Here is a 14,213-nt window from a genome sequence, read left to right as displayed (position 1 = left end):
TCAGTCCTGCGGTGCGATCGCGGGGAGCCGCACGACCTGCCCGGCGTAGGCCAGGCCGGCGCCGAAGCCCAGCAGCAGCGCGATGCCGCCCGGCTTCGCCTCGCCCGACCGCAGCAGCTGTTCCATCGCCATCGGAATGGACGCGGCGCTGGTGTTCCCGGTCTCGGCGATGTCCCGGGCGACCGCGACGCTCTCGGGCATGCCCAGCGCCTTGACCAGCGCGTCGGTGATGCGACTGTTGGCCTGGTGCGGGACGAAGGCGTCCAGATCCTCGACGGTGACTCCGGCGTTGTTCAGCGCGTCGCGGCACGCCTTGTCCAGGAAGGTGACCGCCCACCGGAACACCGCGGTGCCGTTCATCCGGATATAGGGCCGCTGCGAGGTGCCGCCGCTGGCCTCCGCGGCCGCGACCTCGGCGAAGTACTCCTGAAAGTCCTTGTCCTGCTTGATCGCCGCGGTCTGGCTGCCGTCCGAGCCCCAGGCCACCGGACCGATGCCCTCGGTCTCGGCGGGACCGACCACGACCGCGCCGGCACCGTCGGCGAAGATGAACGCGCAGGTGCGGTCGGTGGGATCGAGCAGGTCCGACAGGCGTTCGACGCCGATCACCAGCACGTTGCGGGCCTGGCCCGCGCGCACCAGATTCGCCGCGTTGGCCAGGGCGTAGCAGAATCCGGCACACCCGGCGGAGACGTCGAATGCGGCGGCGTTGTGCATACCCAGTTCGGTGGCGACCACCGCGCCCGCCGACGGGCCCAGCACCATCTGGGAGGACGTCGCGAGGACGACCGCGTCCACCTGGTCGGCGGACAGATCCGCGGCCTCCAGCGCCCGCCGTGCCGCGATGGTGCTCATGGACACGATGGTCTCGTCGGGTTCGGCCCAGTGCCGGGCGGCGATACCGGATCGGGATCGGATCCATTCGTCGGACGAGTCGATGCGGTCGACGATCTCGGCATTGGGGACGATCCGGCGCGGCCGGTAGACGCCGATGCCCAGGGGTGCGGCATGGGCGTTCGGTGCGGCGGTGGCGATGAGCGCGGGCATGCGGATCCTTACTCTCGGTGAACCAAACGGTCCATGCAGAAAAGGTCTAACATGAACCGATCGGTTCAGGCAAGGGTAGGAGGGAGATCCTTATGGCAGCGGGACCGCGCGCTCGGTTGATCGCCAGCACCATCTCGACGGTGCAGGAGCACGGCGTGCACGCCGCGGGCCTGAGCGAGCTACTCAAACGCAGCAACGCCTCGCGCAACTCCCTCTACCAGCATTTTCCGGAGGGCAAGGGGGAACTGGTCGAGGCCGCGGCGAGAATCGTTGCGCGCGTGGTCTATTCGCACGTGGCGAAGATGGCCGACGCATTGGCGTCCGCCCCCTCGGCCGAACGCTGGCTCGACGACCTGGTCGCGTTCTGGCGGGCTCCGCTCGAAGCCAGCGACTACCGCGCCGGATCGTTCATGATGGCCGCCGCGCTCGACGAGATGAATCCCGCCGTGCAGTCCACCGCCGGGCAGGCCTTCGCCGAGTGGACCGCCCGGCTCGCGGACGGAATGGTGGCCGCGGGAATGGAGCAGGCCACCGCCTGCTCGGTCGCGGGCATGGTCCTGTCCACGATCGAGGGCGCCATCGTGCAGAGCCGCGCCCTCAAGTCCAGCCACCCCTTCGACGAGGTCCGCACCCAGCTGTCCATCCTGCTCCGGCACCATTTGAGCTGATTGCCGTGTTTCGGCCGCGGTCGGTGGCGGGGCGGACAGCGAGAAGGGCCGCGGGTCGGGGCTTTCGTCCCTGATTCGCGGCCCTGGGATGTATTTCCCTGCTCGGGCACTCGTGTCGTGCCTGCGGCCTCCGCTTCGCTCCGCTTCGTGAATGGTCGGGGGCTGTGCCGATCGGGTTGCCCGGAGGATCAGGCGGTAGCCGCGTCGGAGGCGATGTCGTCCGCCAGGGGAGCGACGGCGCCGATGATCTGGGCGACGATGTCGTCCGGTACGCCCGCGGCCTTCAGGGAATCGGTCAGATGGCCGGCAACCAGGTTGAAATGCTTCATCATGATGCCGCGGCCCTGGTGTACCTGCTTCATCGGCGCGCCGGTGTAGGGTTCGGGGCCGCCCAGGGCGGCGGCGAAGAATTCGACCTGACGGCCCTTGAGCCTGGACATGTTCGTGCCGGTGAAGAAACCCTTCAGCTCGTCGTCGGCGAGCACTCGGACGTAGAAGTCCTCGACAACAGTCTCGAGCGCCTCGTGCCCGCCGATCTTGTCGTAGATGGCCGGTTCCGGTGTGGTGGTCTTGGATTTGAAGAGTGAGGGAATTCGCATGTTCCAAGCACATCAGCGAGCTGTTGCCACTCGGTTAGTCCGCTGTCGCGGGCCGATTACCGTGCATGGCAGGCGAATTGCCGCGGTCTCACCGGTGCCGGCCCCGGATTGTGAGGCCCGGGCGCGACGGCGGAAATGCGCTCGACACTATTACCGTACGGAAGTACCGTTCTGGCGTGCGTGTGCGACGGTCCGAGACGGCGGTGGAGTTCGAATCCGAAGGTTCCGGTGGTCGGCGAGCACGGTGGGGGAGCGGTGGCGCCGTGTTCGGGGCCGCCGCCTACATCCTGTGGGGATCGTTCCCGGCGTTCTTCGGACTGCTGGAGTTCACCAACCCGGTCGAGATCCTGGTCGAACGGATCCTGTGGACGCTGGTGGTGGTGTTGATCGTCCTGACGGTGGCGGGACGGATCCGCGAACTGCTCGCGATCGATCGGCGGACCTGGCAGCTCGCTGCCGTGGCGGCGGTGGCGATCGCGCTCAACTGGGGTGTGTACGTGTACGGCGTCACTTCCGGGCACGTCGTCGAGTGCGCACTCGGCTACTTCATCAACCCGCTGGTGACCGTGTTGTTCGGAGTGGTGCTCTTTCGTGAGCGGCTGGTCTGGCCGCAGTGGATCGCCCTCGCGCTGGGCGTGCTGGCGGTGCTGGTGCTGACCGTCGACTACGGTCGCCCGCCGGTGATCGCGCTCGTCCTGGCCTGCTCGTTCGCCACCTACGGCCTGGTCAAAAAGGTGATCCGGCTGGACCCGCTGCGCAGTGTCGCCGCCGAGGGGCTGGTGTCCGCGCCGTTCGCGGTGGCGGCCGTGGTCGTGCTCGGCGTCACCGGTCATGCGGCCTTCGGTCACGGCGTGGGGCATTCGGCGCTGCTCGTCGCGGCGGGTCCGGTCACCTTGATCCCGCTGCTGCTGTTCGCGCTCGCCGCCTCCCGGACGCCGCTGTCGACGATGGGAATCCTGCAATACCTCACTCCCGCACTGCAAATGGCCTGGGGCGTCCTGGTCGGCCACGAGCCGATGCCCGCCTCGCGGTGGGCCGGATTCGGACTGATCTGGCTGGCGCTGGTGGTCTTCACCGGCGACGCCCTGCGCAGACGTCGCGGGAAGGGCGACGCGCCGGTGGCGGCCCCGGATGCCGCCTCGTTGCGGGGGGCCGGTGATCGAGGCTAGGTTCGAAGTCGACGATGCTCCCGTAGGCCGACTCGTACCGGTCCGGGGCCGGCGTCGTCACTTTCCAGGGGAGCGATCTTGTCCATTCACTTCAACCACACCATCGTCGCCAGTCACGACCCCGCCGCGAGCGCCCGGTTCTGGGCGGACATGCTGGGGCTCGAGGTCGGTGCGCAATACGGCCCGTTCATACCGGTCACGGTCGACAACGGGGTCACCTTCGACTTCGCCCAGGTTCCGTCCACGGTGACCGATATCCCGGTGGCGCACTACGCGTTCCTGGTCTCCGAGCAGGACTTCGACGCGGGGTTCGCGCGAATCCAGGAGCGAGGGCTGCGGTATTGGGCCGATCCGCACGGGCAGCACGAGGGTGAGATCAACCACAACGACGGCGGCCGGGGCGTGTACTTCTTCGACCCCAGCGGCCACGCCCTCGAACTGCTGACCGTCCCGTACGGCGGTTGGCCCGAATCGTAGCCGAGATTCACCGCGGCACACCGTGATTCGAATGCGGTACGGGCCGCGCCACCCCTCATCCGTGGTGCGGCCCGTACCGGTCACGGCGTGCCCGGAGGCACCCGTCGGGCGAAGTCGTTGGTGTAGGTCTTCGCCGGATCGATGCGGTCGTGCACCGGCCGCACATTGGCCGAGTACCTGCCGAGAATCTTCAGGACGTTCTGCGCGCCTTCGGATTTCATCAGACCGTCGCCGTTGAACATGCCGATCGAATCGCGGATGGACCGGACGTACAGATCCCTGCCGCCCGCGGCGTACTGCGGTGGCATCCGGGCCGCGATCTGCTCCGGGGTATGCGTCTTGATCCAGCGCAGGGCCTGGACGAAGGCGTTGACCAGCTTCTGCACGATCTCCGGATGTGACTGCACGGTGTCGCAGCGCATATACAGCGACGAGGCCGGGTACAACCCGCCCAGCGCCGCCCGGGTCCCGGCCTCGGTGCGCATGTCGAGCATGACCCGGGCGGTCCCGGCCTGCACCATCTGCGCGACCGTCGGATCGGTGGTCATGCCCGCGTCGATGCCGCCGTGGTTCATGCCGGCGATGAACGTCTGTCCCGCACCGACTTTCACGCGGTCGTACTGTGAGGTCCCGAGCCCGGCCTGTCCGGCCAGGGCCTGGGTGATGAAGTCGGTGGACGAGCCCAGCGAGGTGATGCCCAGCTTCTTGCCCGCGAAATCCGCGGGCGAGTTGATCTTCTCGCTCTGCGCCTTCGAGACGAGTTCGACCTCGCCCGGGACGTCGGAGAGCTGCGCCACCGTGCGCAGGCACTGATCCTTGGACTGCAGGTCGATGGTGTGGTCGTAGAAGCCGACCACAGCCTGCACGTCCCCGGTCAGCAGGGTCGTCTCCGCGGTGGCGCCGGACTGCTGGTCCAGCAGCCGCACGTCGATGTCGTTGTCCGCGAAGTAGTTCAGCCGCTGGGCCAGCATCGCGGGCAGGTAGATCACCTTGTCGATGCCGCCGATCATGATGGTGATCTGCGGCCGCCCGTTCTTGGTGGGGATGACCCGGGAATCACGGCATCCGGTCACCAGCAGCAGTGAGCATACGGCGAGCATCGCCACCGCGATGTGCTTGCGATATCTCATCTCTCACACCTCGCGCGCCGACTGAGCCTGCGACGGGCGCCATTTGAGCAATCTGCTCTCGGCGAATCCGATCGCCCACTCGGCCACCAGCGCCACCACGGTGATGATGATCATGCCCGCGTAGATGCCCGCGGCGTCGAAGGTGTTCTGCGCGTTGGAGATCAGCAGCCCGAGACCCTTGCTCGCGCCCGCGTATTCGCCGACCACCGCACCGATCAGCGCGAAGCCGAAGGCGGTGTGCAGACTGGACAGAATCCAGGTGGTCGCGCTGGGCAGCACGATCTGCGACAGCACCTGCCGGCGGCTCGCGCCGAGGATGCGGGCGTTGTCGATGACGTTGCCGTCCACCTCGCGCGCACCGGTGAAGGCGTTGAAGAACACCGCGAAGAAGGTCAGCACGACGACCGTGGCCACCTTCGACTCCAGCCCCAGCCCGAACCAGATGATGAACAGCGAAGCCAGCACGATGCGCGGAACGGCGTTGAGCGCCTTGATGAACGGCGCGGCGACCTCGGCCCAGTACCGGCTGCGGCCGAGCAGCACGCCCAGCACCACACCGGCGACCGCGCCGATCACGAAGCCGACCACGGCCTCCTGGACGGTGGTCAGGATCTGTATCCAGATCGATCCGAACTGCGTTCCGCTGCCGAACCATTCGACCAGCCGATCCCAGATCAGCGACGGTTTGGAGTAGAAGAACGGGTCGATCCACAGCGTGGCGGTCAACTGCCAGGCCCCCAGCCACAGCACGATGATCGCGACCCGCAGGCCCCACGTGCGCGCCCGGGACGCCAGCGCGCGGCGGCGGGCGGCGGCGAGGATCTGTTCCTCGGACTCGGCCTCGAATTCCTCTGCCGCCGAGCCGGTTTCGGTGATATCAAGCGACACGACCGGCTCCCTTCGCGCGGGCGGCCTCGACCTGATCGCGCAACGTGCCCCAGATTTCGGTGTACAGCGTGCGGAAGGCGTCGGTCAGGCGCACCTCCTCGACATTGCGCGGGCGCTCGAGATCGACCCGGAAGTCGCCGCAGACCGTCGCGGGGCTCGCCGTCATCACCACCACCCGGTCGGCCAGTGCGATGGCCTCCTCCAGATCGTGAGTCACGAATATGACGGCCGCACCGGTGCCGGACCATACCCGCAGCAGTTCGTCCTGCATGAGTTGGCGGGTCTGCACGTCCAGGGCGCTGAACGGCTCGTCCATGAGGATGATCTCGGGATCGTTCACCAGGGTCTGGGCCAGTGCGACGCGCTTGCGCATTCCGCCGGAAAGCTGGTGTGGGTAGTACTTCTCGAATCCGGCCAGCCCGACCGTGCGGACCCACTGCGAAGCTTGTTCGCGCGCCCGAGCTTTCGGCGCGCCGCGCAGTCGCGGCCCGAACGCGACGTTGTCCAGGACCGTGCGCCACGGCAGTACCGCGTCCTGCTGGAACATGTACCCGATGCCCTCGGGAATTCCGTCGACGTCCTTGCCGCGCACCAGCGTTCGTCCCGCCGAGGTGCGCTCGAGCCCGGACACCAGCGACAACGTGGTCGACTTGCCGCAGCCGGTCGGTCCGACCACGGCGACGAATTCGCCCGGGTCCACGGTGAAGCGCAGATTGCGCACCGCCGTGTGGATACCACCGCCGGTTCCGGGAAAGCGCTTGGTCGCGCCCCGGAACTCGATGACAGGGTTGGTCATGGCCGTACTCCTGAACACTCTCGCCGCACCTCACGTGCGACCGCTGCCTGACCATAAAGTGCTCCGGGTCACATCCACCCCGTTGTGCGCACAATCCGCCTAACCGGCAATCTCCGCATTCTGCTCATTGTGCTCAGCGGTATGGCCGGTCGACGCCGCGCATCCCGTTCGGTCGAGCTGCGGGTGAGCCGACTCGCTGTGCTGATCGTGAGTTGGCCGGTCGGAGCCGGGCGTTATCCGTGGGCGAACCGCGGATCGGGTGACCGCGGATCTTGTGCTCGTTTTGCTCAGAGTGGTATGACATGGGCGATGTTCGTGTTCGGCCGCGGTGTGCGGTTGCGGACGCAGATCGTGTTACTGCAAGTGGTGCTCGTCGCGCTGACGCTCGGTATCGCGTTCGGCGTATTCGCGTATGTGAGTGATCAGCGGCTGTCCGGTGAGTACGGACAGCGGGCGCTGGCGATCGCGCGTACCGTGGCGGCGGACCCCGCGGTCCGGGACGAGGTGAGCAGTTATTCGACGGCTACCGTGCCGCACGGCCCGGAAACCGATGGCGAACTGGCCGCAGGCCGGCTCGAGCGGATCGCGGAGGAGACCCGGACTCGAACCGGTGCGTTGTACGTGGTGGTCACCGACGACAAGGGGATCCGGTTGGCGCATCCGACCCGAGACCGGCTGGGGGAGATGGTGAGCACCGATCCCTCGGCGGCACTGGGCGGCGTCGAGGTGGTGATCCGGGAACGCGGCACGCTCGGCGAGTCGGTGCGGGCGAAAGTGCCTGTGCTGCAACCCGCGGCGAACAAGGTCGTCGGGGAGGTGAGCGTCGGCATCTCCACCGCCGCCGTGCACGATCAGTTGCTGTGGGATCTGCGGCGCGCGGGTCTGCTCGCGGGGGTGGCGCTGTTCGCGGGCGTCATCGGGTCGGTGCTGCTGGCCCGGCGGTGGCACGAGCTGACCTTGGGGCTGCAACCGGCCGAACTCGCGGAGCTTGTGCGCGAGCAGACGGCGGTGCTGCACGGTATCGGTGAGGGCGTGGTCGCGGTCGATTCCGGTTGGCGCACAACGGTTGTCAACGACGAGGCGCGGCGGCTGCTCGGTATCGACGGCGCCCCCGGGGTGAGTGTGGACCAGATCGGGTTGACACCGCGCATCGTCGAGGTGTTCCGGGCGGCTCAGGCCCGTCCGGTGCCCGCGGCGGTCGGGGACCGGCTACTCGTCGTCACCGCTCGCACCGTGAGCCGTGAGGGACGGGAACTGGGCGCGGTACTGAGCGTACGCGACCGCACCGATGTCGAATCGCTGACCAGGCAACTCGACGCGGTGCGGTCGATGAGTACGGTGCTGCGGGCCCAGCGTCACGAATTCGCCAATCGCCTGCATCTGCTCAGCGGTCTGCTGCACGGCGGTCGCCCGGAGGAGGCGACCCAGTACCTCGAGGAGTTGCTCGGCTCGGGACCGCTCGGCGCGGCGCTCCCGGGGATGGACGCCCTGCGCGACCCCTATCTGCAGGCATTCCTGGCCGCGAAGGCGGCCCACGCTCGCGAGAGCGGGGTCGGTCTGCGGCTGGGACCCAATACCTGGGTCGATGCGAATCTCGCTGTGCCCGTGGATGTCACGACGATTCTGGGCAATCTGCTCGACAACGCCATCGAGGCGGCGCGGGCGGGCATCGCCGCCACGGGGGACCGCACCGCGACGCGGCGCACGGCGGGACTTCACCTCTTCGAGGCGTCCGGGGCGGGGCAGGCGCGGCCGGTCCCGCAGGGCGCCTCCGGCCCAGCGGTCGTGGATCGTCCGATGCCGGACAGCGCCGTGACGGATTTCGATGCGGATGCACCGCCCGCGCCGAGTCAGGTCGAGGTCGAACTCGTGCAGGAGGGCTCGACGTTGCACATCACCGTCGCCGACAGTGGTGCGGGGGTGCCACTGGACATGGTGGATTCGATTTTCACCGAAGGCGTTTCGACTCGGCCGGACAACGGTGCGCCCGGCGGGCGCGGCGTGGGGTTGGCGTTGTCGCGGCAGGTGGCGCGGGCGCTCGGCGGGGACGTGGTGCTGGCGAGCCCGGGCGGCGGCGAGGGCGCCCTGCCCGGTGCGGAATTCATCGCCCGGTTGCCCGGGGTGCTGGAGGAGGCAGGAGGGGTATGAGTACGGAATTTCGGGTCCTGGTCGTCGACGACGATTTCCGGGTCGCCAATCTGCATGCCGGAATCGTCTCGGCGCTACCGGGTTTCACGGTCGGCGATACGGTGCACACTCTGGCGGCGGCCCGGTCGGCGCTCGCGGCTTCGCAGTACGACCTGACGCTGGTCGACGTGTATCTGCCCGATGGTTCCGGTGTCGATCTGGTGCGTGAGATCTCCTGTGACGCAATGATGCTCACCGCGGCTACCGAATCCGACACCGTCCGCGCGGCGCTGTCCGCGGGAGTGCTGGCCTATCTGGTGAAACCGTTCGACCATGCGGCCTTGGCCGCGAGATTGGCCGGATACGCGCGATACCGCAAGCTGCTGTCCGTACCCGTTGTCACGCCCCGGGACATCGAGGCGGCCCTGGAGGCGTTACGTCCCACCGGCCCGCCGGGTCCGTCCTCTTCCGGAGTATCGGCCGTTTCCCCTTCTCCGACAAAGGATCTGGTGCTGCGAGCAGTGCGGGACGCACCGGAACCCCTGTCCGCGGCGGAGGTCTCGGCCGCGACCGGCGTCTCCCGGGCCACCGCCCAGCGCTATCTGGCCACACTCGTGGGCGCCGGCGCACTGCGCATGCAGTTGCGATACGGCAGTACCGGCCGCCCGGAACAGGAGTACGTCGCGGTCGGCGGATCTGTCGGGGAGGTGCGGGCGTGAGCCGGTTCGAGGTGTGGGCGCCGGCGGCGGAGCGGGTGCGGGCCGAGGTGGACGGGGTGGTCCATCCGATGCGCGCCGATGCCGGGGGATGGTGGTCGGCCGAGGTGGATGCCGGCCCTGAGGCGCGGTACGGCTTCCTGCTGGACCATGATCCGACGGTGTTGCCGGATCCGCGATCGCCGCGGCAGCCCGACGGCGTGCACGGCCGCTCGGCCCGGCACGCCCTCGACCCGGCGGGCTGGACCGACTCCGGCTGGCCGGGAAGGCAATTGGCCGGATCGGTGTTCTACGAACTGCACATCGGGACGTTCACCCCGCAGGGTACGTTCGACGCGGCGATCGAGCGCTTGGATCACCTGGTCGGCCTCGGGGTGACAACGGTCGAGCTGATGCCGGTCAACGCCTTCAACGGGGTGTGGAACTGGGGGTACGACGGTGTGCTCTGGTATGCGGTGCACGAACCGTACGGCGGTCCGGACGGGCTGCAACGTTTCGTGAACGCCTGCCACAGCGCGGGTCTGGCGGTCGCGCTGGACGTCGTCTACAACCATCTCGGTCCGTCGGGCAACTACCTGCCCAGGTTCGGGGCCTACCTCGGCCGGGAGTCGAACACCTGGGGGCAGCGCCTGAATCTGGACGGCCCCGATTCGGACGAGGTGCGCCGCTACATCATCGAGAACGCGCTGCGCTGGTTCGCCGAATTCCACATCGACGCACTGCGTTTGGACGCCGTGCACGCCCTCGTGGACCACCGGGCCATCGGACTGCTCGAGGAGCTGGCCACCGAGACCGCCGCGTTGTCCGCGCGGCTGGGTCGCCCGCTGACCCTGATCGCGGAGAGCGATCTGAACGACCCGCGCCTGATAACTCCCTGTGCGGCAGGCGGTTTCGGACTGCACGGGCAGTGGAACGACGATCTGCACCACGCCGTGCACGCCGCGGTATCGGGCGAACGGCACGGCTACTACACCGATTTCGGCTCGATGCGTTGTTTGTCAGACACTCTGCGTAACGGATTCTTCCACGCCGCAACGTATTCCAGCTTCCGCGGCAGAACCCATGGACGCCCCCTGGACACACGCACCGTACCCGGCAGTGCCCTGCTGGGCTACACCTGCACCCACGACCAGATCGGAAATCGGGCTCGCGGTGACCGTCCGTCGGCCTATCTCACCGACGGTCAGCTCGCGGTGAAAGCGGCGCTGATCCTCACCTCGCCGTACACCCCGATGCTGTTCATGGGCGAGGAGTGGGGTGCTCGAACTCCGTTCCAGTTCTTCACCTCTCACCCCGAACCGGAGCTGGCGGCGGCGGTCGCGGAAGGTCGCAGCGCCGAATTCGCCGACCACGGCTGGCCCGCCACCGATATTCCCGATCCGCAGGACCCGGCCACCTTCTACCGCTCGAAACTCGACTGGTCCGAGCCGGGGAGCCTCGCGAACGCTCGCCTGTTGAACTGCTACCGCACACTGCTGGCGCTGCGACGCACCCATCCCGAGCTGGCGGATCCCCGCCTCGATCGCCTCACCATCGAACACGACGAAGCCGAACGATGGATAATCGTGCACCGCAACGGCATCCAGCTCGCCTGCAACCTGTCCGCGAATCCGGTTCGGCTGCCGATCACGGGTGACCCGCTGCTGGTCTGGGATCCCATCCACCGAACCGGCTCACACACAACACTTCCCGGGCACTCGTTCGCTCTTCTGACCGATACCGGAAGTGGGCGTCCGGCTGGGAGTGATGCGGCATCCGCTCACAGTCAGGCGATACCCGGAACTGAGCGCCTTCCGGGAAGGTAAGGGACGCAAGGGAATTGCGCGGCTGTCGGGTGAGTTCCCGCGGCCGCGAGCCCGATGACGCGCGGGCGGGTTGGCCGTTATCGCTGTGCTGTTCCCGGCGGTACCTGTTGGTGCAGCCAGCCGGTCAGGTAGTCGAGCACCTCCGGCGCGATGGTGGTCCGGATCTGCCCGTACTCGGCCGGGCTGCCCGTTGTGGCGGGTTGCATGAGGTGGTTGAGGCCGTCGAAGACGCGGACATCCGCATCGGGGTCCGAGGCCAGTAGCGTGCGAGCGAGCGGGGCGTTCTGGTCGACCGGTACCTGCAGATCCTTCGAGCCGAAGATCGCCGCGACGGGTATGCGCAGCGATTCCAGCGCCGCGGCCGGATCGTAGCCGAGGAACGAGGTGAAGTTCGTGGTGAGGAACCGGTCCAGTACGGACTCGGGTTGCCGTTGCTCGGCTGGGAGGGTGGCGTTGTGCTCGATCGCGTACCGCCGGGCCCGATCCGGATCGCCGTTGAGCAGCAGCGTGGCGAGGGTGTCGACGAAGCCGATCTGCGCGGCGACCTCGTCGGCGGATGCGTTGCGCGCGGCCAGCAGCGCCTGGTTCTGTGCCAGCAGAACCTCCTTACCGGACGCCGCGGGACCGGCCATCGTGATCACGAATGCGATCCGGTTCTCCGGCCGGGACGCGACCAGCGGTGCGATGTAGCCGCCCTCGCTGTGGCCGAGCAAACCGATGCGCTCGGGGTCGATGTTCCGGTCCGAACGCAGAAAATCCACTCCCGCGACGACGTCGCCGGCCAGATCCTCGTAGTCGGCGTCGGCCAGGATGCCGCCGGTGCCGCCGACACCGCGTTTATCGGTGCGCAGCACGGCATATCCGGCTCGGGTGAGCGCGTCGGCGAGTACCAGAAACGGCTTGTGTCCGAAGATCTCCTCGTTCCGGTCGCTCTTTCCGCTGCCGTTGAGCAGGATTACCGCTGGGTACGGGCCCGGGGTCGAGGGCCGGGTGAGCGTCCCGGCGATGGTGATATCCCCGCTGCGGTACGTCACGTCCTCGGACCGGTACGGCAGCGGAGGAACCGGCTCCTGCGGGCGCGGCGGCACCGGGACGGCTCCGCGATGCAGCGTCAACGGCAGGTCGTGCCCTGACTGGGTGAACGTCCCGGTGATAACCGCACGCACGGGGTCGTAGCGGCCGTCGAAGGCGGGTGCACCGGGTAGCCCGGGGACGATGAAGGCGACCTTGTCGGACGCGGCGTGCACCTGTGCGAGCGGGTGCGCGAACAAGCCCTGAACCGGAATCGAGAGACTGGCGCTGTCGCCGTCGAGAGTGATGCCCAGTGGCAGCGGCTGTCCGGGAATCTCCAGCGTGCCGGTCCAGTCACCCGCGAGCGTATCCCGGGTCTCCGCTGTTCCTGGCCGGCGCGGCGGAGGTGCGCACGCCGCCGCGATGATCAGCAGAATCAGCGCCATGACCCGCAACGATCGCATAACTCAGCGTAGCCGCCCGTACGGAGGACACCCACCGTCGATATGGTGGATATGTGAGCAATGACGCTTTCTCGTCCGGCCTCGCGGCGCTGCCCGAGGGGGTGCACGGATCCGCCGCCGCCGGATTCGCACCGCTGGTGCGCGCCTTCGCGACCTTCGTAGGCGGCCGCCCCGGTGCGGGAGGCGGTCTGACGGTCATGCGGCACGGCGAACCTCTCGTGGAAATCTGGACCGGGGAGGCATCGCCCGGCACCGATTGGTCACGCGATACCGGCGCCCTGGTCTTCTCGGCGACCAAAGGCGTCGCCGCAACGGTTGTGCACCGGCTCGCGGACCGCGGCCTGTTGGATTACGACGCGCCCGTCGCGGAATACTGGCCCGACTTCGGCGTCGCCGGTAAGGAACGAATTACGGTGCGGCACTTGCTGTCCCACCGTGCCGGGCTTTCCTCGCTGCCGCCGATAGCGGTCGGGATCGACGATGTGCTCGACCACGAGCTGATGGAACAGCGGCTGGCGGCGGCCTCGCCCGACCGGCTGCTGGGCGTCCCGGCGTACCACGCGCTCACCTTCGGCTGGCTGGTGGCCGGGCTGGCCCGCGCGGTCACCGGCCGCCGCATGTCCGAACTGTTCCGCACCGAGGTCGCCGAACCACTCGGCGTCGACGGCATCCATCTGGGCCGCCCTCCGCAAGGTTCGACGACGACCGTCGCGGCACTGCGTGGTTCGCTGCTGTCGGGAGTTCGGGCACCGCTCGGCGCGCTGTTCTTCGGCCATGCCCACGGGATCCCGGGCACCCTCGGCGCGGTAACGCGATCGCTGTTCCTGCCGGGTGTGGAAACCATTCTCGAAGGCGAGGATCCGCTGATCCTCGGCACGGAAATGGGTGCGGGCAACGGAATATGCACGGCGTCCGGGCTGGCCACGCTGTACGGCGCGCTCGGCGACGGCATGATCGACGGCCGCAGGTATCTGTCCGCGCGCACGGTTCGTGCGCTGCGCCAGGTGCAGACCTACCGCCTGGACCGCACGCTGTTCTACCTGCCGATGATGTGGCATCTGGGCTACCACTCCATGCCGACCACCGGCTCGCGCACCGGCTTCGGCCACATCGGCCTCGGCGGTTCGTTCGGCTGGACCGACCCGCAACAGGGCCTGTCTGTCGGTTTCGCGCACAACCGGCTGGACATGAGCCGCTTCGCCTGGGACCAGATCGCCTCCACCTGGATCCTTCCCCTGGTCGTCCGCGGTGCGCACGCCGTCCCGCGAGTACGTGAGGTCCGCGAATCCCGCGGAGCCGCATAGGCTCCGCGGGGA

Annotated in this window: 13 protein-coding genes; 7 read left to right on the top strand and 6 right to left on the bottom strand. The window is 68.2% G+C overall.

Going from position 1 to position 14,213, the window contains the following annotated elements; all coding sequences use genetic code 11:
- Complete coding sequence (locus AC5WS7_RS35460) at positions 1-1,047, bottom strand: beta-ketoacyl-ACP synthase III (protein ID WP_495958999.1); 1,047 nt, start codon at positions 1,045-1,047, stop codon at positions 1-3.
- A 92-nt stretch (positions 1,048-1,139) separates the two neighbouring features.
- Here AC5WS7_RS35460 and AC5WS7_RS35455 point away from each other — a divergent pair, with 92 nt between their 5' ends.
- Positions 1,140-1,715 (top strand): TetR/AcrR family transcriptional regulator, encoded by a 576-nt coding sequence (locus AC5WS7_RS35455; protein ID WP_495958998.1) that lies wholly within the window; start codon positions 1,140-1,142, stop codon positions 1,713-1,715.
- A gap of 188 nt (positions 1,716-1,903) precedes the next feature.
- On the opposite strand, the gene AC5WS7_RS35450 is transcribed toward AC5WS7_RS35455, so the two are convergent.
- On the bottom strand, positions 1,904-2,314 hold the full coding sequence (locus AC5WS7_RS35450) for a group I truncated hemoglobin (RefSeq protein WP_495958997.1): 411 nt from the start codon (positions 2,312-2,314) through the stop codon (positions 1,904-1,906).
- A gap of 203 nt (positions 2,315-2,517) precedes the next feature.
- Here AC5WS7_RS35450 and rarD point away from each other — a divergent pair, with 203 nt between their 5' ends.
- Together rarD and AC5WS7_RS35440 are read left to right on the top strand one after the other, a co-directional pair.
- Positions 2,518-3,483, top strand: a complete 966-nt coding sequence (gene rarD / locus AC5WS7_RS35445) for an EamA family transporter RarD (RefSeq protein ID WP_495959033.1) — start codon at positions 2,518-2,520, stop codon at positions 3,481-3,483.
- Positions 3,484-3,561: 78 nt separating this feature from the next.
- Positions 3,562-3,960 (top strand): VOC family protein, encoded by a 399-nt coding sequence (locus AC5WS7_RS35440; protein WP_495958996.1) that lies wholly within the window; start codon positions 3,562-3,564, stop codon positions 3,958-3,960.
- An 80-nt stretch (positions 3,961-4,040) separates the two neighbouring features.
- Here the strand turns inward: AC5WS7_RS35440 and AC5WS7_RS35435 are convergent, their stop codons facing one another.
- From AC5WS7_RS35435 to AC5WS7_RS35425, 3 genes are read right to left on the bottom strand one after another with little or no spacing between them, the layout of a single operon-like run.
- The gene (locus AC5WS7_RS35435; protein WP_495958995.1) at positions 4,041-5,090 is read right to left on the bottom strand and encodes an ABC transporter substrate-binding protein; all 1,050 of its coding nucleotides are present in this window, start codon (positions 5,088-5,090) and stop codon (positions 4,041-4,043) included.
- Positions 5,091-5,093: 3 nt separating this feature from the next.
- Positions 5,094-5,978 carry an ABC transporter permease gene (locus tag AC5WS7_RS35430; RefSeq protein ID WP_495958994.1) on the bottom strand — a complete coding sequence of 295 codons (885 nt, stop codon included), beginning with the start codon at positions 5,976-5,978 and terminating at the stop codon, positions 5,094-5,096.
- Entirely contained in the window at positions 5,968-6,774 is an 807-nt protein-coding gene (locus tag AC5WS7_RS35425) for an ABC transporter ATP-binding protein (RefSeq protein WP_495958993.1), read from the bottom strand. Before AC5WS7_RS35425 ends, AC5WS7_RS35430 begins: the two co-directional genes overlap by 11 nt.
- 297 nt (positions 6,775-7,071) lie before the next feature.
- Here AC5WS7_RS35425 and AC5WS7_RS35420 point away from each other — a divergent pair, with 297 nt between their 5' ends.
- The 3 genes from AC5WS7_RS35420 to treZ are packed head-to-tail and all read left to right on the top strand — an operon-like array spanning position 7,072 to position 11,422.
- On the top strand, positions 7,072-8,922 hold the full coding sequence (locus AC5WS7_RS35420; RefSeq protein ID WP_495958992.1) for a sensor histidine kinase: 1,851 nt from the start codon (positions 7,072-7,074) through the stop codon (positions 8,920-8,922).
- On the top strand, positions 8,919-9,620 hold the full coding sequence (locus AC5WS7_RS35415; RefSeq protein WP_495958991.1) for a response regulator: 702 nt from the start codon (positions 8,919-8,921) through the stop codon (positions 9,618-9,620). The genes AC5WS7_RS35420 and AC5WS7_RS35415 overlap by 4 nt, the downstream gene beginning before the upstream one ends.
- Positions 9,617-11,422: a malto-oligosyltrehalose trehalohydrolase gene (gene treZ / locus AC5WS7_RS35410; protein ID WP_495958990.1), complete on the top strand. Its 1,806-nt coding sequence runs from the start codon at positions 9,617-9,619 to the stop codon at positions 11,420-11,422. The genes AC5WS7_RS35415 and treZ overlap by 4 nt, the downstream gene beginning before the upstream one ends.
- A 77-nt stretch (positions 11,423-11,499) precedes the next feature.
- On the opposite strand, the gene AC5WS7_RS35405 is transcribed toward treZ, so the two are convergent.
- Positions 11,500-12,897, bottom strand: coding sequence for an alpha/beta hydrolase family protein (locus AC5WS7_RS35405; RefSeq protein ID WP_495958989.1), 1,398 nt, complete (start codon positions 12,895-12,897; stop codon positions 11,500-11,502).
- 53 nt (positions 12,898-12,950) lie between these two features.
- Here AC5WS7_RS35405 and AC5WS7_RS35400 point away from each other — a divergent pair, with 53 nt between their 5' ends.
- Complete coding sequence (locus AC5WS7_RS35400) at positions 12,951-14,201, top strand: serine hydrolase domain-containing protein (protein ID WP_495958988.1); 1,251 nt, start codon at positions 12,951-12,953, stop codon at positions 14,199-14,201.
- The last annotated feature ends 12 nt before the right edge of the window (positions 14,202-14,213 follow it).

Source organism: Nocardia sp. PLKS1-43 (assembly GCF_059510335.1).
The sequence above is the reverse complement of the archived record's forward strand: the minus strand, read 5'-3'. Positions and strand labels throughout refer to the sequence as shown.

Bases quoted from the DNA above. Each gene is read 5' to 3' on its own strand.
- AC5WS7_RS35425 (WP_495958993.1), bottom strand. From the start codon at position 6,774: ATGACCAACCCTGTCATCGAGTTCCGGGGCGCGACCAAGCGCTTTCCC.
- AC5WS7_RS35460 (WP_495958999.1), bottom strand. From the start codon at position 1,047: ATGCCCGCGCTCATCGCCACCGCCGCACCGAACGCCCATGCCGCACCC.
- AC5WS7_RS35435 (WP_495958995.1), bottom strand. From the start codon at position 5,090: ATGAGATATCGCAAGCACATCGCGGTGGCGATGCTCGCCGTATGCTCA.
- AC5WS7_RS35450 (WP_495958997.1), bottom strand. From the start codon at position 2,314: ATGCGAATTCCCTCACTCTTCAAATCCAAGACCACCACACCGGAACCG.
- AC5WS7_RS35455 (WP_495958998.1), top strand. From the start codon at position 1,140: ATGGCAGCGGGACCGCGCGCTCGGTTGATCGCCAGCACCATCTCGACG.
- AC5WS7_RS35415 (WP_495958991.1), top strand. From the start codon at position 8,919: ATGAGTACGGAATTTCGGGTCCTGGTCGTCGACGACGATTTCCGGGTC.
- AC5WS7_RS35405 (WP_495958989.1), bottom strand. From the start codon at position 12,897: ATGCGATCGTTGCGGGTCATGGCGCTGATTCTGCTGATCATCGCGGCG.
- AC5WS7_RS35420 (WP_495958992.1), top strand. From the start codon at position 7,072: ATGACATGGGCGATGTTCGTGTTCGGCCGCGGTGTGCGGTTGCGGACG.